The sequence below is a fragment of the Flagellimonas sp. ABD4_174 genome, assembly GCF_056160185.1.
Map to the genome: position 1 here is coordinate 2,369,643 of NZ_JBSWWP010000001.1, position 25,425 is coordinate 2,395,067.

The 25,425-nt window shown below is 39.9% G+C and carries 20 protein-coding genes; 5 read left to right on the forward strand and 15 right to left on the reverse strand.

Translation table 11 applies throughout. The features are described 5' to 3' along the window. Positions 1 to 299 precede the first annotated feature (299 nt). Positions 300 to 920: a sugar transferase gene (locus tag ACXAFK_RS10515; protein WP_474957720.1), complete on the forward strand. Its 621-nt coding sequence runs from the start codon at positions 300 to 302 to the stop codon at positions 918 to 920. A 23-nt stretch (positions 921 to 943) separates the two neighbouring features. Here the strand turns inward: ACXAFK_RS10515 and ACXAFK_RS10520 are convergent, their stop codons facing one another. The 3 genes from ACXAFK_RS10520 to ACXAFK_RS10530 form a co-directional block, all read right to left on the reverse strand. Beyond that, entirely contained in the window at positions 944 to 2,014 is a 1,071-nt protein-coding gene (locus ACXAFK_RS10520; protein ID WP_474957721.1) for an acyltransferase family protein, read from the reverse strand. 68 nt (positions 2,015 to 2,082) lie between these two features. Continuing rightward, a complete protein-coding gene (locus tag ACXAFK_RS10525; protein ID WP_474957722.1) occupies positions 2,083 to 3,471 on the reverse strand; it encodes a phenylacetate--CoA ligase family protein in 1,389 nt (462 codons plus the stop codon). Between the two features lie 41 nt (positions 3,472 to 3,512). Then, positions 3,513 to 3,887 (reverse strand): hypothetical protein, encoded by a 375-nt coding sequence (locus ACXAFK_RS10530; protein WP_375334269.1) that lies wholly within the window; start codon positions 3,885 to 3,887, stop codon positions 3,513 to 3,515. Between the two features lie 182 nt (positions 3,888 to 4,069). On the opposite strand from ACXAFK_RS10530, the gene ACXAFK_RS10535 reads away from it, so the two are divergent. Beyond that, entirely contained in the window at positions 4,070 to 6,304 is a 2,235-nt protein-coding gene (locus tag ACXAFK_RS10535) for a TonB-dependent receptor (protein WP_474957723.1), read from the forward strand. A 16-nt stretch (positions 6,305 to 6,320) separates the two neighbouring features. Continuing rightward, positions 6,321 to 6,689, forward strand: a complete 369-nt coding sequence (locus tag ACXAFK_RS10540; protein ID WP_224837177.1) for a heavy-metal-associated domain-containing protein — start codon at positions 6,321 to 6,323, stop codon at positions 6,687 to 6,689. A 56-nt stretch (positions 6,690 to 6,745) separates the two neighbouring features. Here the strand turns inward: ACXAFK_RS10540 and ACXAFK_RS10545 are convergent, their stop codons facing one another. The 3 genes from ACXAFK_RS10545 to ACXAFK_RS10555 all read right to left on the reverse strand — a co-directional run bounded on the left by ACXAFK_RS10545 (position 6,746) and on the right by ACXAFK_RS10555 (position 11,598). After that, on the reverse strand, positions 6,746 to 8,035 hold the full coding sequence (locus tag ACXAFK_RS10545; protein WP_474957724.1) for a tyrosinase family protein: 1,290 nt from the start codon (positions 8,033 to 8,035) through the stop codon (positions 6,746 to 6,748). 169 nt (positions 8,036 to 8,204) lie between these two features. Continuing rightward, positions 8,205 to 9,248: a sugar-transfer associated ATP-grasp domain-containing protein gene (locus ACXAFK_RS10550; RefSeq protein ID WP_474957725.1), complete on the reverse strand. Its 1,044-nt coding sequence runs from the start codon at positions 9,246 to 9,248 to the stop codon at positions 8,205 to 8,207. A 19-nt stretch (positions 9,249 to 9,267) separates the two neighbouring features. Then, a complete protein-coding gene (locus ACXAFK_RS10555; RefSeq protein ID WP_474957726.1) occupies positions 9,268 to 11,598 on the reverse strand; it encodes a fibronectin type III domain-containing protein in 2,331 nt (776 codons plus the stop codon). A 407-nt stretch (positions 11,599 to 12,005) separates the two neighbouring features. On the opposite strand from ACXAFK_RS10555, the gene ACXAFK_RS10560 reads away from it, so the two are divergent. Next, the gene (locus tag ACXAFK_RS10560; RefSeq protein ID WP_474957727.1) at positions 12,006 to 13,364 is read left to right on the forward strand and encodes a phenylacetate--CoA ligase family protein; all 1,359 of its coding nucleotides are present in this window, start codon (positions 12,006 to 12,008) and stop codon (positions 13,362 to 13,364) included. 10 nt (positions 13,365 to 13,374) lie between these two features. Then, complete coding sequence (locus ACXAFK_RS10565; protein WP_293295462.1) at positions 13,375 to 14,400, forward strand: ATP-grasp domain-containing protein; 1,026 nt, start codon at positions 13,375 to 13,377, stop codon at positions 14,398 to 14,400. A 72-nt stretch (positions 14,401 to 14,472) separates the two neighbouring features. Here the strand turns inward: ACXAFK_RS10565 and ACXAFK_RS10570 are convergent, their stop codons facing one another. The 9 genes from ACXAFK_RS10570 to ACXAFK_RS10610 all read right to left on the reverse strand — a co-directional run bounded on the left by ACXAFK_RS10570 (position 14,473) and on the right by ACXAFK_RS10610 (position 25,309). Continuing rightward, positions 14,473 to 15,639, reverse strand: a complete 1,167-nt coding sequence (locus tag ACXAFK_RS10570; RefSeq protein ID WP_474957728.1) for an OmpA family protein — start codon at positions 15,637 to 15,639, stop codon at positions 14,473 to 14,475. A gap of 114 nt (positions 15,640 to 15,753) precedes the next feature. Beyond that, entirely contained in the window at positions 15,754 to 16,221 is a 468-nt protein-coding gene (locus ACXAFK_RS10575) for a hypothetical protein (RefSeq protein WP_474957729.1), read from the reverse strand. Further along, positions 16,218 to 17,360: an N-acetyl-alpha-D-glucosaminyl L-malate synthase BshA gene (bshA, locus tag ACXAFK_RS10580; protein WP_224837170.1), complete on the reverse strand. Its 1,143-nt coding sequence runs from the start codon at positions 17,358 to 17,360 to the stop codon at positions 16,218 to 16,220. Before bshA ends, ACXAFK_RS10575 begins: the two co-directional genes overlap by 4 nt. A 30-nt stretch (positions 17,361 to 17,390) precedes the next feature. Next, positions 17,391 to 20,303, reverse strand: coding sequence for a glycoside hydrolase family 3 N-terminal domain-containing protein (locus ACXAFK_RS10585; protein ID WP_474957730.1), 2,913 nt, complete (start codon positions 20,301 to 20,303; stop codon positions 17,391 to 17,393). 89 nt (positions 20,304 to 20,392) lie between these two features. Next, positions 20,393 to 20,875: an ABC transporter ATPase gene (locus ACXAFK_RS10590; RefSeq protein WP_293295473.1), complete on the reverse strand. Its 483-nt coding sequence runs from the start codon at positions 20,873 to 20,875 to the stop codon at positions 20,393 to 20,395. 52 nt (positions 20,876 to 20,927) lie between these two features. Continuing rightward, positions 20,928 to 21,719, reverse strand: coding sequence for a (Fe-S)-binding protein (locus ACXAFK_RS10595; RefSeq protein WP_474957731.1), 792 nt, complete (start codon positions 21,717 to 21,719; stop codon positions 20,928 to 20,930). A gap of 10 nt (positions 21,720 to 21,729) precedes the next feature. Next, entirely contained in the window at positions 21,730 to 23,055 is a 1,326-nt protein-coding gene (locus ACXAFK_RS10600) for a 4Fe-4S dicluster domain-containing protein (RefSeq protein ID WP_474957732.1), read from the reverse strand. Next, entirely contained in the window at positions 23,055 to 24,041 is a 987-nt protein-coding gene (locus ACXAFK_RS10605) for an MlaD family protein (RefSeq protein WP_224837165.1), read from the reverse strand. The genes ACXAFK_RS10600 and ACXAFK_RS10605 overlap by 1 nt, the downstream gene beginning before the upstream one ends. A 65-nt stretch (positions 24,042 to 24,106) precedes the next feature. Continuing rightward, positions 24,107 to 25,309, reverse strand: a complete 1,203-nt coding sequence (locus ACXAFK_RS10610) for an N-acetylmuramoyl-L-alanine amidase family protein (protein ID WP_474957733.1) — start codon at positions 25,307 to 25,309, stop codon at positions 24,107 to 24,109. Positions 25,310 to 25,425 lie beyond the last annotated feature (116 nt).

Genomic DNA, 25,425 nt, shown 5'->3' on the forward strand with positions numbered 1-25,425 from the left:
GGGTTTAAAAATAGCATTTCGAAAAACTTAAATCGTCAAAAAACATATTTATTCGATGAAATACACGCTTTGTACGCAAATTTGGATTACTTTGGATTTCGTCGATACCTACTTATCGATGAAAAGCACCTTTTTTTAACATACTTTAAGATATTGGAAGGAAAAGCATGTCCTAAATAGCTGATTTTAATACTTTTGAGGGAAATTGAAAATCGTTCAAAGTCCTTTTGGAATTCTTAGCCCAATGAATACACAATCACTCAAGGAAGAATGCGTTAATACAAAAACCTCTGATTATTATGTACAAGTTATTTTTTAAAAGAGTTTTGGACTTTGTTTTGGCGGTCTTTGGATTTGTTCTGCTGTTTCCCATTTTTTTGGTAATCTGGGTTATCCTATTATTTGTAAATAATGGTAAACCTTTCTTTTTACAACCAAGACCCGGAAAAGACGAAAAAATATTTTCAATCATCAAATTCAAATCGATGACTGACAAGACGGATGAAAACGGTAAGCTTCTACCCGATGAACTCCGAGTGACCAAATTTGGGACTTTTTTACGGAAATCTTCTTTGGATGAAATTCCACAACTATTGAGTATTATAAAAGGGGATATGAGCTTAATAGGGCCACGCCCTCTTAGAGTGCGTTACTTGCCCTACTACAGTAAAGAAGAAAATCTTAGGCATACAGTAAGACCAGGTATAACGGGATTGGCTCAAATATCCGGTCGAAATCTTTTGGATTGGGACACTAGACTTCAAAAAGATGTTGAATATGTAAATAATCTTTCCTTTGTCCTAGACGTGAAAATATTGTTCAAGACCGCCTTAAAAGTACTCTTAAGAAAAGATGTGGCCCTAGATGCAGAATCAGGAATACCCGATTTCGATGAAGAGCGAAAAAAAGCACTTGGGTAAATCTAGACCGAGTTCCTTATCACCTACTTTCTGAATCTTTTCTTGAGCTTTAAAAAATAGAGCTCGAAGTATTTATAGGAAATATGGGACATTAAGATGGTCAATAGTATGGCAATCACATTGGTCATTAATACTGTTGTCCAAGTATCCAGTGTCACTCGCTTTTGGATTTCCAAAAACAAGAACAGTACAAAATTGATTACAATCATGTGGTACATATAAATTCCATACGATATTCTCCCCAGATAATTCGCGAATTTGGATGTTAACGTAATCTTATCATCGTTTGCTAAATTAACAATGAGCAGGTTAAACAATACAAGTTCGAACCCGTTTTGTACCACCACATTTTCAAATTGAAATAAATCGGTGGTGAAGTGCATGGCAAATATGAAGTAAACCAATATGCGCATCGTAAAAGACTTAAAAGCAATCGAATACCCTTTTCGCTCCCAAACAGCCAGTAAGCCGCCCATCGACATAAAAAAGTAAAAAAATCCAAATTCCATTAAGAAAGAGAGGGTCTCGGTGTGAAATGCGATAAAATATACAAGGGTAAAAATCAATAAATATTTTGAATACCTATGTAATGGTATGGTGAACAAAACTGGGGCGATGATCAGGTAAAATTGTTCTTCAATACCAATGGACCATAAAATGGAAAGTATGGAACCCGGATCGTAAAGACTTGCAAAAACATTGGGCAGAAATCCAATACAAAGCAATAATCCTTGGTATAAATCGTAATTAATTTGAAATGGCACATTGAAAGTGGGCAGCAAATAGTGGTAGAAGAAAAAGCCAAAAAGCATGACCAAATAGTAAACAGGATATAATCTCAATACCCTTCTTACATAAAAGTTCTTTATATCAATAGCCCCGGTCCTTTTCTTCTCATCATATAAAAGGCCTATGATCAAATAGCCACTAAGACAAAAAAATACGGCAACAGCATGGTAACCACGATGAAATATAGGTAAGTCGTTAAAATGAGGGAGCCCGACTGCTCTTGAGACAAGAGGCAAATGATACAACAATACCAGTATTGCCAGAAACCCTCTTAATGAATCTAAATTTTTGATTCTCTTTTTCATGGGCTGGATTGGGGTTAAAACGTACAGCTCATGAGCAAGTTCGTAAAAATCGAGTGTAAAAACGTTACCTAAGCATCAACGTGTTGCTTTTCTAGCCGGTTCGTTTCAATATTTGCTCTTGCCTTAGCCTTGCCGTTTCCCAAAATAGCTTTGTTCACAACTAGTTTTCGTTTCCCGGATGGCAAAAGGGGTATATCCTCTACATATTCCACATGTATAATAGCGTCCTCTCCAAAATACTCCAAGTATTGGTTACGAATCCTTCCTTCGTCGTTTCGATCGTATTTGGACGACACCTTCAATTTTATAGTGTACTCCCCATTTTCTTCTTCAACAAATTGAAATTGCTCAATTCCATTGAATTGTAAAATATGATGTATAATATGGGATGATATGTGCTCTCCTCTGGTATTGGTGAACATATCCATTTTCCGACCTTCAATTTTAGTGAAAACCATGGCTTGGCTTTCCTCATCAAACTCCACTACACCAACATCACCGGTATCATACCTAATTATAGGCATGGAATAGTTGAAGAAGTCTGTAATTACTATCCTACCGCTCTCACCGGGTGCCGCAGGCTTGTCCTCGTACAAGTCCAAAATCTCAATGTGGTAGCTGGCCCAATTTATCTCAAAATTGTCGGATGCACTATTCACTCGCTGCTGCGCCAATATACCATTTTCACTGTTGGAATATCGCGATATTACCTCAGCGCCCAAATACTTCTGAGCTCTTTGTTTTACATCTGGATTCAATGCTTCGGCTATTGAAATAATCGAATCAAATTTACAGTTCAGTGGTCTTCCAAGCTTTTCCTCTACATATTTTGAGACTGTACCGAGAGCAGAAGTATAAGCCAAAATACTTTTGTTGGACTTATCGCTTTCCAATTCAGTTACGAGTTTGCGTAAATTCTCATCCGTTAGATCATCAACAGAGTAAGCCGCTATATTTTGAATTTGGGTCAACAATTGGTTCTTTTTGTATTGTTTGTCCCACAATCTTAAATAATATAGTCTGGAACCTAATTTGAAGCCAGCTCTATTTGCAAAAAAACAAGTGTCCGCGGTATTACGATTTCTCTTATTTTTATTGTGCAATATTTTAAAAGGTTTACCTGTTGAACCACTGGTGGTAACTTCGTGATTATAACCTTTTAAGTGAAGGCTACTCCTAAAATTTGGAAAATTCTCCCTTACGGTCTGTTTATCGATTATTGGAAATCCCTTAAGTTCCAAAGTGGTCTCTGGAATATGATGGTAAAATGGTACTGTTCTTATTGCATGCCTCAAAAGATTTTGTAGGTTTTGAACTTTTATTTGTTCGGTTTTTTGGGATTGTGGATTTTCCAAGACCCATTGTATTTCTTTGTAGTGTTTTCTCACATGCCCGCCCTTTAAGGCATCTAGAAGCCAGAAGCTTAAATTCCTGAAATTTTCCAAAATTTTTGTCATTGATCCATCGATTTAACTTTAAGGGGGCTTTTAGTGATATATTATTTATTTTCCATATCTGAACTAACATATAGGATTCCATGATCAATACTATCCAAATGATACGTTATGAATTTTTCTTTATGATTGGGAAATCGCACATATCTGCCTAGCCTCCGACCATCCCAAACACAATAGATCATATCATTATCCTCTAGTTGATTAAAGTTAAGAGCTTTGAAGCCTGTAGTATCTTTAGGCATTAAATCCTTAAAACCCATAGAAAATATAGAAACATCTGTAAGTTTATACGGAGTATGGTTTATAATACGGATATGTGTTGTTACCTGTCTTAAACCTTCAACCGCTTTACACTTTTTTGAGCTACCTAGAAAAACCAGACATAAAAATATAACCGCAGCTTTTATTGTACCCATACCAGATATAAAACTTTCTTAAAACTAACTTTAAAAGTAGTTTATCGCATTTCAAACTGTGGCTATATTCTGTTAACTTCCAAAAAAATCTATGAACTACATCCAGTTTAAAAAATTAGGGGCCAATGATTCAAATGCCCCACTAATAATGTAGATTTGGGATGTAGATAGCCCCTCTCCAAATGAGACAACTATTTTTTCTTTTTTTTGTATTTGCCTTAAAATCCGGTTTTTCCCAGTTTCAAGTACAAGGCAAGGTTTTGGAGTTTAACGAAAAAGGCAAGACCATACCCATTGCCAATGCCAACGTATATTGGTTATCCAGTACAATTGGTACAACTACGGATTTCGACGGAAAGTTTAGCACGCCATACCAAAAAAACATACGGCAGTTGGTAGTCAGCTCGGTGGGTTACCGCTCGGATACCATTCCTGTTAACCGGCCTAATCTTGGTAACATTGTACTCTACCCCAATGTGGTTTTGGACGAGGTAGTGGTTGAAAAAGAAGTCGCACCAATACAAAAATCACTTTTCAAAGTTCAAAATGTGGTATCGGTAGATAGTCGTGAAATGCTAAAGGCAGCTTGTTGCAACCTTTCCGAAAGTTTTGAAACCAACCCGGCGGTAGACGTGAACGTTTCCGATGCTGTTCTTGGGGCCAAACAGATACAAATGCTAGGGCTAAATAGTCCTTACTTAATGTTCACCCAAGAAAATATGCCATCCATAAGAGGGGCTTCACAAGTATTTGGACTTTCTTTTATCCCAGGTTCCTGGATAGAAAGCATACAGATCACCAAAGGCGCGGGAAGCGTTCTGAACGGGTTTGAAAGTATATCCGGGCATATCAATAGCGAACTCGTAAAACCATTGACGGATAAACGATTCTTCCTTAATTTTTACGCCAACAATTTTGAACGTTACGAATTCAACACACGGTTGAACCACAATATTACTGACGATCTGGGGGTCGGGCTTTATATACATGCAAATCTTAGAAATGGGTATATAGATAATAATGACGATTCTTTCTACGACACTCCATTGGCCCGACAAATAAATTTTATGAACCGGTGGCAGTTTATGGATCCCGAAAGCGGATGGGTAAGTTATGCCAATATTCAGTACCTCTCGGACACCAAAGAGCTGGGGCAAACAGATTTTAATATAGATGAAGATAAATTGACCACAAATGCCTGGGGAAGTGAAATCGAAACTTCGCGGCTGGATATCTCGGCAAAGACGGGGTATGTTTTTCCCGATCTACCCTATCAAAGTTTTGGGTTCCAAACGGCCTACAGTGCGCATGATCAAAACTCTTTTTATGGATTGAACCAGTACGACATCAATCATCGTTCTTTTTACTCCAACCTTATTTTCAATAGTATAATCGGCAGTACCCAGCACAAGTTCAAAACCGGGGTGAGCCTAACTTATGATGGGTTCGAGGAGAACGTGAACAATACTCCTTTTACACGGTACGACAACTCATTGGGAGCCTTTTTTGAGTATACCTACGATAGTCTGGAAGGTCTAAGTTTTGTAGCAGGACTACGAGCGGACAGGCATAACAACTTGGGCACTTTTATTACTCCAAGATTGCACTTAAGATATTCACTCTGGGACAAGGCCAGTTTTAGGGCTTCTTTTGGACGTGGCATACGGGGCGCCAATATTTTCGCAGAGAACCAGCAATTGTTCGCATCTTCCAGACAAATTGTTATTGACGGTACCAATGGAAACTATTATGGCCTTCAGCCAGAAAAAGCTTGGAACTATGGAGTAAGCTTTATTCAAAAACTCTACTTATGGAACAGGGTCCTGGAGTTTTCCATGGATTATTATAGGACCCAATTTGATGAACAGGTAGTGGTAGATTGGGAAAATGCCAGAGAAATTGCATTTTACAATCTTGAAGGAGAAAGTTTTTCCAACAGTGTACAAGTAGATTTGAATTATGAGATATTGCAAGATCTTCATTTAAGAACGACCTATAAATATTTTGATGTTGCCACGGAATATAGAAGCGGTACGTTTGAAAAACCTCTTCAGCCCAATTATAGGTTTTTTGTAAACCTGAGCTATGAAACCCTAAAAATAGCAGAAAAACAATGGCGGTTCGATGTTACCGGCAATTGGTTGGGAAGACAGCGATTGCCCAATACAAATGCCAATCCCGAGGAATTTCAACTTGCAGAATGGTCCACGTCCTACAATTTGTTCAATGCACAGATCACCCGTGTCCTATCCAATAAGTTCGAAGTATATGTTGGAGGAGAAAATATCGGTAATTTTACACAACCCGACCCAATTCTATCCAGTTCCGACCCATTTGGCACTTATTTTGACAGTACTATTTTATATGGTCCCGTACTAGAAAGTCTGTACTATGTAGGATTTAGATATAAGATATAATACAAAAATTGACATAATGAAAACAACCTTAATCACCTGTATTGCACTGTTCTTTATGGCCATTGGCCATTCGCAGGACAAAAACAAGACCGTTAGCTTTGAAGTAAAGGGGAATTGTGGGATGTGCAAAACTAGAATCGAAAAAGCCGCAGTTAAGCTAAAAGGTGTGAAGTTCGCCACGTGGAACTCCGAAACCAAGCTCTTTGAGGCCATTATCGATGAACGAAAAGTAACCATACCCAATATTCAAAAAAGAATTGCGGAGGTAGGACATGATTCCGAAGGTTTTACTGCACCGGATTCTGTATACAATAAACTACCAGATTGCTGTAAGTACCGAGATCCTTCCACTATCCATATGGATCATGGAAATCACAATCAGTAATCCACTTATAAAAAAAAGGGGCAAAGGCCCCTTTTTTTATGAACAAACTGTTCCTTCTACATCTTAATTATTCTTTTAACAATCAAAATTTCTCCATTGGCATCGGTAACACGAATAACATAGAATCCATTGGCCAGACCATATAGATTTTTTATGACCATGGTATCGGTGTTCTGGAAAGCTTCTTCTCTTATCAACATCCCCATCATATTGAATACCTCTATAACACAATCTTTACGTTTATTGAGCTTAATGGTAATTTTCTCGGTAAATGGATTGGGTGCCGCTGTTAAAATTATGGTATCGTCGTCCAAGATATCGCCTCCTTCTTCCCAAACAATTTCTTCATTTAGCATTTCAGAGTAAGGATAAGGCTTTATTGATCTATTTTTGGCAACCAATGGGGCTATTTTTCCAGTTCCATTGTTTTGGGTATCAATACTAGCTTCAAAAGATGATCCAGGAGATGCCTCAAATCCAGGCAATAAATTTATTTCGTTCACCGATTCCAATCGAGCGACTGTTCCTGCAGGCACCAAAAAGTTGTTCCCTGCTTCAATATTAAATTGATAATAAAACACTTCCGCGGGATTATACGTGTTACTAACAATGTAGTTATCTAACTGGGCCAATCCATTTTCCGCATAAAAAACTCCATAAACCCTTGAGTCGGTGATGTCGTTAGGGTCCACAGAAGGGTAGGTTTGCCCATCAAAGACATAGGTTCCATCATATCTCAACATTGAGGTTGTCATAAAGGATGAATTATGATGTATCTCTTCCCAGTCATGCCAAACTTTATCCACCCAACTATGATGGAAAAAGAAGATTGGGTCTCGTGGAGAAACAGGAGTGGGCATTGCTCCACCGGTCCAAACGTGTCCACCTCTGTGAACATTCTGTCTTTCTAGTACATTCGAAAATTCAAAAAAATCTGATTCCGTCAATAAACTGCTTAGTTCTGTTGGTGTTGGCAATCTGGGGTCACCACCCAAATTTCTATTCAATGCCCAATTTGTATTAAAACTGCCAAGAAAATCCTCATCCCACACAGCATCTGTTGGCGATTGATAAATGGAAGAGTTCCAATATCCAATACTTATTTCCGGATTGATGTCTTGAACTGCCTGTTCAATTTCAAAAACCACTTGTCTGTGCCATGCTAAAAATATTTCGCGTTCAGGTTCATTGGGTAGATTAAAATGAAGATCTAATCGAGTAGGATCACCAGTACCATCAAAATTAAAAAACTGTCCATGAAAATTTGCAATATCGTTAAATAGGTCCGGACCAGTTCTTAATTCATAGAACGCGTCGACAAGCTCAGAAATTTCATAATCGGTCATTTCATCAAACCCTTTTCGAATACTTTGAGAATTGGCAATAAAAAAACAGCCAAACAAAAAACATGCAAGTAAGAGGTGTCTTTTAGTTATAGACGTTATAACAAAACCTTTTGTTCTATTTCCTGATTTTAAATTCATATGATATCTTATGTTTACAGCTCACTCTTATTTATGATGCTTCAGCTAATATTTCTTTTAATAATGGATTCTTGAGGTAACCACCATAGGCAGTATCACTCATGAAAAGGTCTGGAAATTCATTTGCCTCAATTATTACAGGGCCATTTTGTGTTATTGCCACGTCCCAGCCAATATATCTATCTGGTAGGAATTCTGTGGCCTTTATCACCAATTCACAACATTCATTAAAAAAGGGAACAACAAAATCCTTGAATGGATAATCACTGTTCGGATGTCTATAAAAATCACGACCCCCAAAATGAGCTTCTTCCATGGCAACTTCCTTTAATTTACCATTGGTCCTATCGACCCCAACATAAATACCGCCGGAATGGCCATTGTCAACAATATTGTCCCCAACCCCAAATCTCATAAAAACATTCATGATGTTGATTTTGCCACTTTTATCGATATAAGTTTCAATACGAAGTGTATTGATACAACTTGAATTTATTTTATCAATTTCCTTGTGCTGAATCAATACATCTTCATGTATATAATCATTGGTCAATAACAGATCTACATTTTTGTTTATATCTTCCTCCAGATGACCTTTCCGAATGATACAAGCACCTTTACCACCGAAAAGTGAAAAAGGTTTAAGGAACAATCTATCCTTCTTTGAACTGTCCAAAACCTTTCCAAAAAAGCTTACCAATTCCTGATTGTTAGTAACCTTATAGCTTTTATTTTCAAAATAAAAATTTAATCCAAAATTGTAGCTTACCAATTCTGGTGTGGGAATACCGTTTTGTTTACAAAACAACGAGAACAACAATTTGTTTGACATGATTGCCATATATTCCGTCCGATGCAATTTTGGACTCCTTTGAATTTTGCCAGCCTCTTTGGTACTTAGATAATCTGATATATTGGTTACATCCCTTCTGTACAAATATTTAAAATAGTATAAAGGCAATTCCTTTTTTTGACGCCATAAAGTCAAAAATTCCATAATAATTTTTGGATAAGCCTTTTTTCTTTTATCCTTAAGGAATACTATAAAGCCTTCCCTTTGATGTTTTGGTATCATTTATTTGGGGCAAATTATCTTAATTCTTCTTTAATCCTTCCAGCTCAACTTTGAGGGCTTCAATTTGCTCCTGCTGTTGTAGCATATACAAGGTCAACTCCTCAATTTTCTGTAGTAATTTGGCGTTCATATCACCTAGGTCAATTCCCTCTTGTTTTACCTCCCGGGCACTAGGAATATTAGGTAAATGTCCGTAAGTGCCAATAAATGCCCTGACCTCGTTCAAATTTGGTAAATCGTAACCATTCTCAAAGACAAAATCGGGCCAATTTCCTTGCAATTCAACTTTTACACCTTCTGCAATTACATTACCGGCTACGGCCAATCTATATCCTTGTGTATCCGTTGTTCCAATTCCAATATTCCTGTCCACAAATAAATCCCTTGCAGTCCAATCCACAGTATTCAGATTGGCATTTTCAGAAGTATAATCGGTTATTCCCGTTCCTACCAATGTCACAATTGCTGCTGTATTGCTGCTGCTGGACGTATTGCCTGCAGCATCTTCGGCGAAAACCGTAAAGTTATAACTTGTATCCGGTGTAAGTCCATTCACAGTCAGTGTGGTAGAGGTGCCTGTATTTCCGATACTCGTACCATCCCTGAACACTTCATAATTTATAACTCCTACATTATCCGTAGAAGCAGACCACGAGAGTGTGGTCGACGTTGAAGTTGTACCAGCCGCGGCTAAATCTGAAACTGCACTTGGCGCTTCGGTATCAGCTGCCGCCGCTGTAGTTATCGATACGGTATTTCCTGGCCCTGAAATATTACCTGCACCATCGGCTGCAGTGACCATAAAATTGTACATTGTACTTGGAGATAGTCCCGTAACATTAAAATTTGTTGTAGTCCCCGTGTTGGCGATGCTCACCCCATTTTGGAACACCTCGTAGTTGGTCACCCCCACATTGTCCGTCGACGCGCTCCAATCAAGTTGCGTGCCCGTTGATGTCGTGTTGGAGGACGATACGTCCGTCACTGCGCTCGGTGACTCCGTGTCCGCAGCGTCACCTGTCACAACTGTCTCCGTATTCCCAATTGCCGATACATTGCCCGCAGCATCCTCAGCAAATACCGTGAAATCGTAACTCGTACTGGCGCTCAAACCGGTAACGGTAAAGGTCGTGGCCGTGCCCGTGTTGGCGATGCTCACCCCATTCTGGAAGACCTCGTAGTTGGTCACACCCACGTTGTCCGTGGAAGCGCTCCAATCAAGTTGCGTGCCCGTTGATGTCGTGTTGGAGGACGATACGTCCGTCACTGCGCTCGGTGACTCCGTGTCCGCAGCGTCACCTGTCACAACTGTCTCAGTATTCCCCACTGCCGATACGTTCCCCGCGGCATCCTCGGCAAATACCGTGAAATCGTAACTCGTACTGGCGCTCAAACCGGTAACGGTAAAGGTCGTGGCCGTGCCCGTGTTGGCGATGCTCACCCCATTCTGGAAGACCTCGTAGTTGGTCACACCCACGTTGTCCGTGGAAGCGCTCCAATCAAGTTGCGTGCCCGTTGATGTCGTGTTGGAGGACGATACGTCCGTCACGGCGCTCGGTGACTCCGTGTCCGCAGCGTCACCTGTCACAACTGTCTCAGTATTCCCCACTGCCGATACGTTCCCCGCGGCATCCTCGGCAAATACCGTGAAGTCGTAGCTCGTACTCGCCGATAGGCCGGTTACACCAAAGGTTGTGGCAGTGCCCGTATTGGCTATGCTCACCCCATTTTGGAAGACCTCGTAATTGGTCACACCCACGTTGTCCGTCGACGCGCTCCAATCAAGTTGCGTGCCCGTTGATGTCGTGTTAGAGGATGATACGTCCGTCACGGCGCTCGGTGACTCCGTATCTCCACCTACCGGTAATATTGTTATATTATCAATTAAAATGGCATTTCCAGCCACTGTTCTCGCTGACCATGGACTTGTGTAAGCCCTAATGGTCGGGGTGGTAGAAGTTGCTGTTACATTGAATGTGTATTCCGTCCATGAGTTGCCCGTAATGGCTGTTGTACCAAATCCACTTAATCCTGCCCAATTGGCAAAGGCTGGCTGATTGGATTGGTCACCTTCCCTAGCCCAAATAGATATTGTATAGTCTTGTCCTACAACCGCATCGAATGTGTATTGAACCATCATACCATTATTACCATTGGATTCAGCCCTTATTGCAAAAAGCCCAGATTGGGCATCAGTATTGTCAGAAAACAACAACGCCGAACCGGACCAGCCGGTAGTGGAGTTGGTCTCATTATTAGGAGAGGCTGCATTGGAATCATCATGGAGATTTTGCGCAAAAACAGTTGATGCTCCAAAAAGCAGCAGATAGAAGAGTAGTTTTTTAGGCATTGTAAATGAGGTTTTTAGGTTGTCAAATAGGAGGAACATAACAAAAATATATCGATCAATATTTTGACGATCTTTTTATTGGAAATTATCGATGAAACGCAAAAAAAGACTATGAGTGAACCTTAGCCTCAGCTACCAATTTATTCATCTAGGTTTTAAAAATTTATAACCCGCTCAAACGTTAGGACAAAATGATAATTTTTTTATCAAGAATACGTTTGGGTTAAAGATGATAATACTAGAATGTTTAACCTAAAAAGGTCTTGTCAATACGTTGGAACATTATATTTTTGGGCTTAAAAGTGACATTTACCCATGTTTTGTTTCATAATATTGTACGTATACTTGTCCGGTACTTAAACTAAATGCTTTCATATATACACCCTTGTCTTAAATAACCTTAACCCATGGAAAAGAACAACTTCCTAAATCAGATGCGATACGCTGCATTTTGGATGCTAGATGTAGTAAAAGGTAGTAAAATTAAACGGGACTTATACGATATTGAACATTCATTCTCGTTGGATTCTTTTGAATCATTGAAAGAAAAAAACCATTTACCTTTAAAAAAGTTGTTGGACAAGGCAGTCAACAATTCCCATTATTATAAAAGTTTAAAAGGATACTCATCACTGGATCAATTTCCCGTGGTGAACAAAAATATTGTAAAAAACAACCTGGACGATCTTTTAATAAAAAATACCGCTGGTGAAAAGTTGTACAAGGTATTCACCAGTGGCTCCACCGGGACTCCATTTACCTTGTGGCAAACTCAGAGAAAAAGAAACAGAAATACTGCCGATACCCTGTTCTTTGCCAAAAAATCAGGTTATACCCTAGGAGATAAATTGCTTTATGTCCGACTTTGGAGCAAAACTTTGAAAAAAGGGAAACTATCCTCTTTCCTGCAAAATATTGAACAAATTGATGTAGAAGATCTATCTCCGGAATATATAAATAGTTTGCTTCTTAAGCTGCAAAGTGATAAATCGCCAAAAGCCTGGCTAGGATATCCGTCCGCCTTGGAGAAAATATGCGATTATTTGGATGAAATAGAGTCAAGACCACTGAAATGCAATGTGAAATCAATTATTGGAATGTCCGAAAACCTTCCAAGACACGTTCGCAGTAGAATGTGGTATTATTTTAACTCCCCAATGGTTTCCCGCTATTCCAACTTTGAAAATGGAATTATTGCCCAACAGGATATTAAAAGTGAATACTTTATTGTCAATTGGGCAAGCTACATAGTGGAAATTCTCGATTTTAATAAAGATGAATCCGTTAAAAGTGGTGAGTTAGGCCGAATTATTGTTACCGACCTTTATAACCACGCAACGCCCATGATACGTTATGATACTGGGGATGTGGGCGCTATGATGATGGTGCCAGATTATCCGTTCCCAGTTTTGAAAACCGTAGAAGGAAGAAAAACCGACATCTTAAAGAACACATCTGGAGCAATGATTAGTCCCTATGCATTTATGGGGTTCTTGCCTAAATTTTCGGAAATAAACCAGATACAATATATACAAACGGGTCAAATAACGTATACGGTCAAGTTGAACGTAGACTCCAATTACACCAGTACAAAAGAAGAGCAATTATTAAAAGAACTTAAGTTACTATTAGGAAATACCGCGGAAATTACTTTAGAGTATGTAAATGAAATACCTTTGCTGAACTCTAAAAAAAGGAAATTGACACGCAACCTTTTGATGGAATCCGAAATAAACAAGCAAATTAAAATATCTACAATCATATAGCATATAACCAATGAATCCAACCACTATCCTATTCACTTGTGCAGGTCGTCGTAACTACCTCATAAATTATTTCAAAGAGGCCTTAAATGGAAATGGAAAGGTAATCGCCGCAGACAACCAATTATCCGCACCAGCAATGGTTGATGCAGATATAGCCATCCAAGTACCTTCGATTTATAGTGATGAATATATCCAAAACTTAAAAGAATTGGTCAATGACTACCAAGTGGATGCTATAATATCACTTAACGACCTGGAACTGCCCATATTGGCAGAACATAAAGACGTTTTAGAATCGTTGGGCACAAAGGTCCTTGTTTCCAATCCAAAAATAATCGATATCGCATTTGACAAATGGAAAACCTTTATATTTTTTAAAGAGTTGGGCGTAGGAACCCCTAAAACATATCTTACCTTAGAAAGTGTTAGAGAGGCTCTTAATCAAGATGAACTTGAGTTTCCTTTAATAATCAAACCAAGGTGGGGCAGTGCATCAATAGCTATAGATATTGTTGAAAATGATGAAGAATTGCAGTTGGCTTATCAACTACAACGGATAAAAGTCCAAAAATCCATTTTGAAAAATGCTAGTTCTGAAGATCTTGAGAAAAGTATCATTATCCAAGAAAAAATAAAGGGAGATGAATATGGTATAGATATTCTAAACGATTTTGAAGGAAATTATTATGGATCATTCGTAAGAAAGAAAATGGCAATGCGATCGGGCGAAACCGATAAAGCTTTATCCATAATCAACAGCGAATTCTCTACTATCGCAAAAAAAATTGGTGATAAAACAGGGCATATTGGAAATATGGATTGTGACTTTTTTGTGAGTGGAGACAAGATATACTATTTGGAAATGAACCCAAGATTTGGTGGAGGATATCCTTTCTCCCATGAATCTGGTATTAACACCCCTGCTATTTATATTTCTTGGTTAAAAGGGGATACCGAAATCGATAAATATAATAATTTTAAAGCCGGTCTAATGTTCTCCAAATATGACAGATTAATGCCTATTAAGAAGTGGTGATTCTTTCCTAATTTATAAATAAAAAAACGCCCGGGAATTTCCCGGGCGTTTTTTATGGTTAGTATTGATATTCTAATAATTTAATATCTCAAACTCAGACCTCCTGTTCTTGGAATGCTGTTCTTCCGAACAACGTACACCATCCTCACATTCGTTCACTAACTGGGTCTCGCCAAAGGCACCATGACTTATTCTACCGGCGGACACACCCTTGGAAACCACATACTCAACGGTACGTTCGGCACGTCTTTCGGAAAGCCATTGATTATATTTTTTGGTACCTCTGGAATCGGTATGTGCCGAAACCTTTATCGCCAAATTAGGCTCATCTTGCATAATGGCCACCAATTCATCAAGTAATTCCTTATCTTTTGAGGTCAAGTAGGAAGAATTGAGTTTAAAGTATACTTTGCCCAAGTTGTTGATCTTGTTGCGAAGTTTTGCCCTTCTGGCCTCCTCCGCTTCTTTCTTGGCTTTTTCGGCAGCTGCCAACTCTGCTGCTTCTTTTTCCCGTTGCAAACGCTCGGCCAATAGTCTTGCTTCTTCTGCATCGGCAATAGAATCCTGTACACGTTGTTGTTCTTTTTCCAGCTCTTCTAATAAAGCCAGTTTTTCTTGACCTTTTCTAGAAAGTCCCTTTTCTACCTCGAACCTATAAGCTACACCGAGTGCATGTTGTATATGGTTCGATGCATTTTCGGTATCCATGGCCCATTTTCCCGTTGAGTTGAAATCCAGCCCCCAATGATCGGAAAACCATGTTCTAAAACCAATAACCGCGTTGTATGTTCCCCTGCCTTGGTTGTTGGCATCGGTATACCCCGCGCCAATTCCGATATAGGGATCAAAAAAGCCGGTTTCTCCCAAAATCATATTTAAATCGTAGCTTACCCTAAAATCGAAACCCCAATAGTCAACATCTTCAGGATTTACAACATTATCCACGATTTTGCCTTCTTTGTAACGGTTGTACGACCCAATAGCCTCCAAACCAAGGCCATTCTTAAAATATCGTCCTACGCTTACACGAGATGGATAGGGCACCATGTTCCAACCTTCACTTAAATCGAATAGTTCACCAAATTCATCGCCGGAGTCATCAACAATGTTGGTGCCCAAGGACACCAGCCAATAGCTTTGCACTATGCTGTCCCTTTTGGTCAATTCAAGGTCTTGGGCAAAGGTCAAAGCAGAAAAACTCATGGCAATGACCATCATTGCAGGTTTAGAAATGTTCATTTTAATTGATTTGAGGTTATCAGCCCCAAAGCTAGTTCAAGGTGATAAGAAAGCGAATTTTGCACTTTTAAGTGCGCTTATTTTCGATGAGCAGTAGATTGGTTTTGGAAGACCCTAATTATCAATCTTTTGAAAAATAACCGCTTTATCGACCAAAGGCATTTTGTATAGATAAAATGGATAGGTAATGGGCTGTTTCCCGATATTATCCTCTTTTTCCTCTGCTATCAGTTCAACAGCAATTGTAATCGCCTGATCTGATTCTTTTAGCTTGGACAAAACAGGTTTTCGTACATTATTTTGCTCGCCCAAACATATAATAATGGCCATTTCCGAGGAAAAATCCAAAATTGGCAATGGAAGTCCTGGTTTTCGGGTCTTGTTAATTTGCGAGTAATATTTGCGCAACGATTTATTGTCGGTAATAATTGTGGTTTCGTAGTATTCTATGTTACTATGGTTATCAAAATCCACCAACTCCATATGCTCTAATCTTTCACCCACGGGAGAATGCCCCTCCTTTTGTGCTTTACAGGAGAACAAACAAACCACTGCTATGAGATAAATATACTTAATGGTCAAAAGGTGTTCTTAAAACGTGATTTATAGGCTTTTTCATAAAGTTCCTCGTACAAGGGCAAGATATGCACAATATCGAACTTGGAGGCTACATTAAAGGCGTTTTCCTTGAATTTCTCCAAGGTTTCATCGTCTTTTAAAATTTGAATCCCCTTGGCCGCCATGGTATCCACATCGCCCACATCTGCCAAAAATCCGGAAACGCCATCAATATTCACTTCTGGAATTCCTCCCGTATTGCTGGAGATTACTGCTACTTTATTGATCATGGCCTCCAAGGCCGCAAGTCCAAAACTTTCGGTTTCCGAGGGCAACAAAAATAAATCGGAAAAACAAAGGATCCTATCTATCTCGTTACTGTTTCCCAAAAACAACACTTTATCCTTGATTCCTAGTTTATCGCAGAGATCTTCTGCCTTTTCCTTTTCCGGACCCTCACCCACCATGATCAATTTGGCGGGAACCTCTTTTTGGATTTTATGAAAAACCTTTATTACGTCGGGTATCCGTTTTACTTTTCTAAAATTACTGATATGCGTTATGATCCTCTCGTCTTCCTTCGCCATCATAGAGCGTTGACAGTCGGTATAATCCTTACTGTACTTTTTGCTCTCGATAAAGTTCGGGATGACCTCAATGTCCTTTTCGATATCAAAAAGCTTTAAGGTTTCTTCTTTGAGGGCCTCGGATACGGAGGTGACCACATCGGATTTATTGATACTAAAAGTAACTGCAGGCTTGTAGAATGGATGCTTGCCCACCAGTGTTATATCGGTTCCGTGCAAAGTGGTTATCATTGGTATAAAAATACCATATTCCTGAAGCATTTTTTTTGCCATATAACCCGCATAGGCATGTGGGATGGCATAATGTACATGCAATAGCTCTATTCCGTGGAGTTTGATGGTGTCCACCAATTTACTAGACAATGCCAGCTCATACGGTTGATAATGAAACAGGGGATACTCCGGAACATGCACCTCATGAAAATGGATATTGTTTCCCAAAAGTTCCAAACGTACTGGTTGCCGGTAGGTGATAAAGTGCACCTCGTGGCCTCGTTCGGCAAGGGCAATACCCAGCTCTGTGGCAACTACTCCACTACCTCCAAACGTTGGGTAACACACAATAGCTATCTTCATAGGACAAATCTAAGTCAATATATTTAAAACTTAATTGATAATGGAATCATAAATGGCCTGCTGAATTCGGGTCCGCAGTCCTGATTTTATCAATAATGTATTGGTCGCTGTGGGATAGGTTCTATTAGAAAGGAAAACATATACGATCTCCTCATCCGGGTCGGCCCAAGTATAGGTCCCGGTAAAACCGCTGTGCCCAAAACTATTTCTGGAAACACAACCGCAAGTGGGCCCTTTCTCTTCCAACTGCGGCTTATCAAAACCTACGCCACGCCTTACATTCTTATTACAAAAATAGCAGGTATTGAACCGTTTTACGGTACGGGCATTAAAAAAACGTTCCCCACCATAATATCCCCCCTGTAAATACATCTGCATTATTTTAGCCACCTCGTTCGCTGTACTAAAGAGTCCGGCATGGCCTCCTACCCCTCCTTGCATGGCCGCACCCATGTCGTGTACGTAGCCCTGAACCGTTTGGTACCTAAAATAATCGTCCTCTTCCGAAGGAACTATCTCGTCCTTGGAAAATTTGTTAATTGGATTAAAGGTAGTTCGTTGCAAGCCCATGGGGGTGTACAAAAACTCATCCACTAATTCATCTATAGGTCGATTATGTTTTTTTTCGATGTATTCTTTAAATACATAATACCCTACATCGCTATACCTATACCTATTGGATTTTAAACTCTGTCTTCCAATTCGGTTATAAATTGAGTCCTTAAATGATCTTGTAAGGTACAGGTGTTCAGCTACTTTGTACGGAAATGCTTCAGATGGGTTTTGCCTGTAAAACTCGTTGGAAGGTTTACGGTCCTTATTTAAGGTATCCAGATAAAAAGCAATCCAGGATGGCAATCTGCCGTAGTGGGATAGAGCCTTTAGAACGGTAACATCCTTTAATTCCGTATCCTCATATTCCGGAATCAAATCTTTGAAGGTGTCGTTCAAAGCAATTTCCCCCTCCTCTTCCATTTTCATTATCATCGGCAAGGTGGAAAGAATTTTGGTCAATGATGCCAAATCATAAATGGACTCTTCCGTAATATCCTTTTCCGATCGGTATGTTGGTTTTCCAAAACTTTTGTTGTAGATAACCTTACCCTTGCGGGCCACAAGTACTTGAGCCCCGGGGAACATTAACGAATCCAACCCATGCTGTACCAAGGTATCCACTTCTGCCAACATTTCGGAACTCATACCCACTCGTTCAGGTATACTGTACCCCAACCGCCGTATTGGTTTTACATCGATCCCTGTGCCCACCGGAAACTCATCGTGTGCGGATACAGGCAACTTTCCGGTTGCTCCTATGGCTCCAAAAATGACTTCCGCTACTTTTTTTTGGGCGATCTTACTATTCTGATAACCCACCACTACACCATCCACCTTATCGAAATTTAAGACGTCCAACATCGCGTATGGTCGTGCAAACAGAGCCAAGATCGTATTGCTTGTCCGCAATCTGGAAATTTCTGCTAACCAAAACAGTTCGTTTTTAGAGAATTTATATCCCTTCCACGGGCTCTCATTACTTTTATGCAACCCTACGATCACCAAATTAAAATTTGCCAATTCCTTTTTGTACTCCGCAATATCCTTGGCCTTGATATGGGTAACTTTATAAAATCGGTTCAATGCGGTATAAAATGGTGTACCATCATCATCCCCAAAATGGATGTATGCTATTTTTTTATTGTCCAGTTTTTTAATGGGCATTAGGGAAAAATTGTTTTTAGCGACCGTTATGGCTCCCTCAATGGCTTTTTCATAAACCACATCATTCCCCACATGGTTCAGGTCTTCGTACAAGTTTTCCATTTCTACAGGCTGGTAATTGTAGAGGCCCACCTTGTATTTGGCCATTAATATTTTCTTGACGGATTTGGCCAATCGTTCTTCCGAAAAGTCCCCTTTTTTATAAGCTTCTAAAATCTTTTCCTTGGCCTTGACTACATTTTCAGGCATTAAAAGCATATCATTTCCGGCTAAAAAGGCCTGTAGTTCAACTTCACCTTCGGGGGCAAATTGGGAAACAGCTTTCATATTCAAGGCATCTGTCAGTACCAAACCATTAAACCCCAATTGCTGCTGCAAGACATCGGTAACTATACTTTTGGAAAGCGACGAAGGGTGCCCTTCCCGGTTTTCCAAACTTGGTACACTCAAATGGGCCACCATTGTTGAGGAAAGCCCACTTTTCATCACATTTTTGAAAGGATATAGTTCAATGGAATCCAAACGTTCCAACGACGACATGATCACAGGTAAAGATTTATGGGAATCGGTAGCGGTATCTCCATGCCCTGGAAAATGTTTACCACTTGAGAGCACCCCCATTGACTCCATTCCCCGAACAAACGCCCTACCTTTTTCCGCTACATTTCTTGGATCTTCACCAAAAGATCGATTTCCGATAATAGGGTTTTTAGGATTGTTGTTCACATCCAGATCGGGCGCAAAATTTATATGCACCCCTAAACGCTTTGCATGCTTTCCTATTTGTTGACCTACACGTTCTACTATACTACTATCTTGTATTGCCCCCAATGTCATGTTCCACGGAAACGCATAAGTGGAATCCAAACGCATGGCCATGCCCCATTCCGCATCGGAACCAATGAGCAAAGGAACTTTGGAAACAGCCTGATAATCGTTGGTCAATTTGGCTTGCTGTACGGGACCGCCCACCATAAAAATAACCCCACCAATACCATGCTCCTCCACAAGGTTTTTTACCCTATCTGTGGCAGCTTGACTTTGATTGGATGCCACACTGGCCATAAACAGTTGACCAATACGCTCTTCCAACGATAAATTTGCATACGTGTTTTCTACCCAAGCCTTTTGAGCCAAAGAATCTTTGACAACTAGGGGATTATACTGCCCATGGGCATGTAAACAAATCAATAGGAATAGGGGAAAGTAAGGGGTTATCCGCATAAATTTCTTGTCTGAAACTCGAACTAAATACCGATAAAAATATTGCATTTCATCGAGGAAAGTATAAAAATTAAGATAAATTAAGAGGGCTACACAAATCTTGAATGCCAACTTTCGCTTGCGGGGACTTCCCAATTCTCAATATATTCCTGTTTTGTGGCAACTAAATTATTGAAAACGATGGTGTTCGCCGACACGGATTTAGCTTTGGCCAATTTTTTAAAATCCTTTAAAGGTTTGTAGGCAATATATTCACCTTGCTTAAAGGAAACATTCATCCGATCTAGCAATTCCACTTTATATTTTTTCTCCAAACTTTGGATAAAATGTACCGAGGCATCAATGGAGCAACCTGAGGCGCTGGCATTGGTCTGATCTAACCCAATTATCAAAAATCTTTTGTATTTGATCTCAAAACCGGCATGTAGATCACTTCCATGAGCGGTCCACTCCTTGAGGAAATCCACCATGCTATTTTCCAATTCGGCCAACTCTGATTCTGTAAAGCTCCTATTTGCCTGATAAATCCAAATTCTTGAATGATCTGGCAATTCATTAAAATCCACTAGCATATTCTATTCTCTGTCTAAAAATTGATCTTGAACTTATCTTGATCCAAATATTTTACAATCCTTGGGATTTGGCCAACAATTCGGCCACATCCATAACGGTTACGCTATCTTCCTTTTCGTGCGCTTTTATACCGTCCGTCATCATGGTATTGCAATATGGACAACCTGTGGCAATTATGTTTGGATTGGTTTCCAAAGCATCTTGTGTGCGCATCACATTAATATCCATATCGCCTTTTTCGGGCTCTTTGAACATTTGTGCCCCACCTGCCCCGCAACATAAGGCTGTTTTTTTGTGGCGTTTCATTTCCACTAAATCGGCATTGGTTTTGGCCAGAACTTCACGTGGTGCATCAAAAACGGAATTTGCCCGTCCTAAATAGCAGGGATCGTGGAAGGTTATCCGTTTGCCTTTGTACCCATCACCGGTTATTTGTAAACGTCCGTTGTCCAATAACTCCTTTAGGTATTCGGTATGGTGGACCACATCGTAATTACCGCCAAGTCCCGGATATTCATTTTTTATGGTATTGTACGAGTGCGGGTCACAGGTTACAATCTTCTTTATTTCGTAGCCATTCAACAATTCTATGTTCATCATGGCCTGCATTTGAAACAAAAATTCGTTACCTGCTCTTTTAGCCACATCTCCTGTAGAGCTTTCTTCGGTGCCCAATACAGCGAAATCAACTTCTGCCTTGTTCAATAACTTTACAAAGGCCCTGGAAATCTTTTTGGCACGATCATCGTAACTACCGGCGGAGCCTACCCAAAATAAAATTTCGGGCTGTTTGCCTTCAGCCATAAACTCTTGCATGGTCTTAACCTTCAATTGTTCGCTCATAGTTTTAGATTTATTCGTTAACCCAGTTTAAACGGTCCATTTGGTTGTAAGGCCATGGTGCTCCGTTATTTTCTATATTGGACATCATATTGTTCAATTCGGTCGGTGCAGCTGATTGCTCCATTACCAAATATCGTCTCATCTCCACAATTATGGACAATGGGTCTATGCTTACTGGGCAAGCTTCCACACATGCATTGCAGGTTGTACAGGCCCACAACTCCTCATGACTGATGTAATCGCCCAGCAATTGTTTTCCGTCCGGCACAAACTCCCCTTTGTTCGCATCGATAATTTTACCCACTTCTTCCAAACGGTCGCGTGTATCCATCATAATTTTTCTAGGCGACAATTTTTTACCTGTTTGATTGGCCGGACATTCCGAGGTACAACGTCCACATTCGGTGCAGGTATAGGCATTTAACAGTTGTACCCAATTCAAATCCGTTACGTCGGATGCTCCAAACTTTTCCGGTTCCGTCGAATCATCTTCTGCAGGTGCGGCAAATGGGTCCGCACTGGGGTCCATCATCAACTTAACTTCTTTTGTGACGGATGCCAGATTATTGAATTGTCCCTGTGGCCTTACTTTTCCGTAATAGGTATTGGGGAAGGCCAAAAGTATATGTAAATGTTTTGAGTAGTATAGGTAATTTAAAAAGGCCAGTATTCCCAATATATGAATCCACCAAGCGGTTCTTTCCACCATGATCAAAGACGACTCCGAAAGTCCCTGCAATAAGGGAGCAATAAATTGACTCACGGGAAAAGCGCCCGCTTTTGCGTAGTGTTCCGCTCCGAGTTGCTGTAGTTGAAAATCTGCAGCGTTCATGGTGAGAAACAAGGCCATCAGAACGAGTTCTATATACAAAATCAAGTTTCCGTCCTTTTTGGGCCAACCTTTCATTTCGGGCTTTATAAATCGCTGTATTCTGATTATGTTCCTTCTAATCCAGAAAACGACCACTGCTACGATTACCATAAGGGCCAATACTTCGAAGGCCCCAATTAAAAAGTTATAAATGGAACCCAGTGGTGCAAAAATTCTATGGGTGCCCAATAGTCCGTCGAGAATGATCTCCAACACTTCTATATTTATAATGATAAAGCCGACATACACGATAATATGCAGTAATCCTGCTATGGGCCGAACGACCATTTTGGTCTGTCCCAAAGCTATTTTTGCCATATTTTTCCAACGTTGTGGTTTATTGTCGCTAACATCTACATCTTTTCCGAGCTTAATGTTCCTGGACAATTTTTTAACGTTGCGCACAAAAAACCCAATTCCAACAATTAGGGCTATTGCGAAAGCTATATTGGGCAAATATTCCATTATTGATTCTCTTTTTGTTCAGTTGTGTTATTTTCTTCTGCCGGGTCGTTTTCCGGAAGGGTGTACTCCTTTTGCTTTTTGCCAAAAACGGAAACGTTCACATATCGCTTCGGATTTAACCTAAAATCCTGTAAAAGCAGATCCAATTCTCTTGATGCCGCAGCCAAATTATCGTAAAGGGCTTCATCTTTACTTAATTTACCCAAAGAGCCTTCACCATTTTCTATCTTCGACAGAATACCGTTCAATTTTATCACTGTGGATTGGAATTCGGATAGGGTTCCACCCAAATCAGCACTAACCAAAGAATCGGATAATTGAGAAAAGTTGCTGGTTATTTTGCTAACATTTTTTAACGAGCTGTCCAATTGTGTCTTATTATTCTCCAACAATACGTTTAAATTATCGGCACTGCCCTTAAATGCCCGTACCAGTTCGTTTAGAGAAACTATGGTTTCCTGTAATTTATTCTTGGTGGGGTCATCCAATATTTGGTTTACGTTCATCAACAAAGAGTCTGCATGAGAAACTGCCCCCTCAACCTTCATTTGGAGTGGTGTTAGCTTCTGCTGGACCAATTCTGTTAAACCTGGTTTTATCTGCGATTTTAAGGTATCACCAGATTTTGCCATGGGTGCCTGATCAAAAACCGGAACGATCTGAACCCCTTTACCTCCAATTATCCCTGTATCAAAAAGTTCGGCCACACTGTTTTCGGAGAACTCGAACTCATTGTTAATGGATATGGTGACCAATAGCTTACCTGAACTATCCTTGAACTTTATGCTGGTAACGTTGCCTACATTGTAACCATTAATGGAGACCTGGGTACCAGGCTGCAATCCGCCAACATTATCGTAAACGGCGTAAAAAGTTTTGTTGTTTTCAAAAAGCGGAGAGGATTTTAAGTAGCTGAGCCCAAAAATAAAGGCTATGATACCTGCAACTACAATAATCCCAGTTTTTACTTCCCTGGATAGTTTCAAAAGATTCGGTTTATGGTTATAACAAAATTAGGAATAATTTTTACACTTGATCCCTTGTTGCTCAACTACTTTAAAGCTTCGGCTATAGTGACCCGTATCCCATTTTTATATGCCACAATGTATGAAGTTGTATACCCCTTGGCATCCGCTTCCCGTTTTAATTTCTTCGCTTCATCTAAAGTACCGGCACTTCCAAACATATATCGGAACATATTTTTGTACGGTTCTTTGGATAGATTGTTCAATCCATTAAAATTATCCGGGGTCAATGGAATTGTTTTTCCGCTGGCCATTAACTGAACTTTGAACTCCACACCGGAAGTTGCCACTCTCTTTTCAGTATCGACCTTGGTTTCTTGTATTGTGCCAGATGTTGTACTTGTTGGGTTCTCCTTTGGCTTTTCCTCTTCGTTTTTAATCTCCTCCGGTATGTTTACGGCCACCTCTGTATCCTCTATTTTTGGGGTAGATGTAACCGGTGCAGCATTGAAGCCCATATCCTTTTTATAGGCCAATATGGATTCCGCGATTGCCTTGCCCATTTCGTTCTGTCCTTTTTTCGAGTTTAGATAGCTGCCCTCGTTTTTATTGGTCAAAAAACCAGCTTCGATCAACACGCTTGGCATAAAAGTTTGGTGCAGGACAATAAAACCTGCTTGTTTTACTTTTCTGTCCTTGCGTTTAAGCTTTACCGTAAAATTATCCTGAAGCTTTTTTCCCAAAAGGATACTTTGATCCAAAAACTCTTCTTGCATTATGGTAAGGCCGATCACCGACTCCGGAGAATTGATATCGTACTCGGCATATCGCTGCTCATAATCGTCCTCCAAATAAATAACCGAGTTTTCCTTTTTGGCCACTTCAAAATTCTGGCGGTTGGCATGTAGTCCCAATACATAGGTTTCCGTTCCGTAGGCATCCGAGTTGTGGGCATTACAATGCACGGATACAAAAAGATCGGCATTGGCCTGGTTGGCGATCTGGCCTCTTTCGAACAAATCTACAAAAGTGTCGTCATCTCGGGTGTACACCACTTTTATATCCGGATGTTTTTTTAACTCTTCGCCAATTTTGAGCACTATGGCCAATGCTATTTTCTTTTCCAGATAACCATTGCCTATGTTACCAGGATCATGCCCGCCATGTCCGGCATCCAGTACCACAACGAATTTATCCTTGGTTTCGACCTCGGTGTCATTTTTGTTAAAAGAGGTCAATGGAAGGACCAATAGGAGAAAAAATAAAAATGTCAACCGACTGTTATTCATAAGAACTGAGTAATTAAAGCGTTCCATAATGGTTAAAAATATTGTAATCCCCAATTAGTAGAACAAAAAATATATGTAAGTTTGACCCCTAAACTGGGCCGACTAGCACAAAAATA

What these genes read in the sequence shown, in the direction of transcription:
- bshA (WP_224837170.1), bottom strand. Translation starts at nt 17,360, where the DNA reads ATGAAGATAGCTATTGTGTGTTACCCAACGTTTGGAGGTAGTGGAGTA.
- ACXAFK_RS10555 (WP_474957726.1), bottom strand. Translation starts at nt 11,598, where the DNA reads ATGCCTAAAAAACTACTCTTCTATCTGCTGCTTTTTGGAGCATCAACT.
- ACXAFK_RS10525 (WP_474957722.1), bottom strand. Translation starts at nt 3,471, where the DNA reads ATGACAAAAATTTTGGAAAATTTCAGGAATTTAAGCTTCTGGCTTCTA.
- ACXAFK_RS10560 (WP_474957727.1), top strand. Translation starts at nt 12,006, where the DNA reads ATGGAAAAGAACAACTTCCTAAATCAGATGCGATACGCTGCATTTTGG.
- ACXAFK_RS10535 (WP_474957723.1), top strand. Translation starts at nt 4,070, where the DNA reads ATGAGACAACTATTTTTTCTTTTTTTTGTATTTGCCTTAAAATCCGGT.
- ACXAFK_RS10610 (WP_474957733.1), bottom strand. Translation starts at nt 25,309, where the DNA reads ATGAATAACAGTCGGTTGACATTTTTATTTTTTCTCCTATTGGTCCTT.
- ACXAFK_RS10530 (WP_375334269.1), bottom strand. Translation starts at nt 3,887, where the DNA reads ATGGGTACAATAAAAGCTGCGGTTATATTTTTATGTCTGGTTTTTCTA.
- ACXAFK_RS10590 (WP_293295473.1), bottom strand. Translation starts at nt 20,875, where the DNA reads ATGCTAGTGGATTTTAATGAATTGCCAGATCATTCAAGAATTTGGATT.
- ACXAFK_RS10550 (WP_474957725.1), bottom strand. Translation starts at nt 9,248, where the DNA reads ATGATACCAAAACATCAAAGGGAAGGCTTTATAGTATTCCTTAAGGAT.
- ACXAFK_RS10585 (WP_474957730.1), bottom strand. Translation starts at nt 20,303, where the DNA reads ATGCGGATAACCCCTTACTTTCCCCTATTCCTATTGATTTGTTTACAT.
- ACXAFK_RS10515 (WP_474957720.1), top strand. Translation starts at nt 300, where the DNA reads ATGTACAAGTTATTTTTTAAAAGAGTTTTGGACTTTGTTTTGGCGGTC.
- ACXAFK_RS10545 (WP_474957724.1), bottom strand. Translation starts at nt 8,035, where the DNA reads ATGACCGATTATGAAATTTCTGAGCTTGTCGACGCGTTCTATGAATTA.
- ACXAFK_RS10570 (WP_474957728.1), bottom strand. Translation starts at nt 15,639, where the DNA reads ATGAACATTTCTAAACCTGCAATGATGGTCATTGCCATGAGTTTTTCT.
- ACXAFK_RS10600 (WP_474957732.1), bottom strand. Translation starts at nt 23,055, where the DNA reads ATGGAATATTTGCCCAATATAGCTTTCGCAATAGCCCTAATTGTTGGA.
- ACXAFK_RS10540 (WP_224837177.1), top strand. Translation starts at nt 6,321, where the DNA reads ATGAAAACAACCTTAATCACCTGTATTGCACTGTTCTTTATGGCCATT.
- ACXAFK_RS10595 (WP_474957731.1), bottom strand. Translation starts at nt 21,719, where the DNA reads ATGAGCGAACAATTGAAGGTTAAGACCATGCAAGAGTTTATGGCTGAA.
- ACXAFK_RS10520 (WP_474957721.1), bottom strand. Translation starts at nt 2,014, where the DNA reads ATGAAAAAGAGAATCAAAAATTTAGATTCATTAAGAGGGTTTCTGGCA.
- ACXAFK_RS10565 (WP_293295462.1), top strand. Translation starts at nt 13,375, where the DNA reads ATGAATCCAACCACTATCCTATTCACTTGTGCAGGTCGTCGTAACTAC.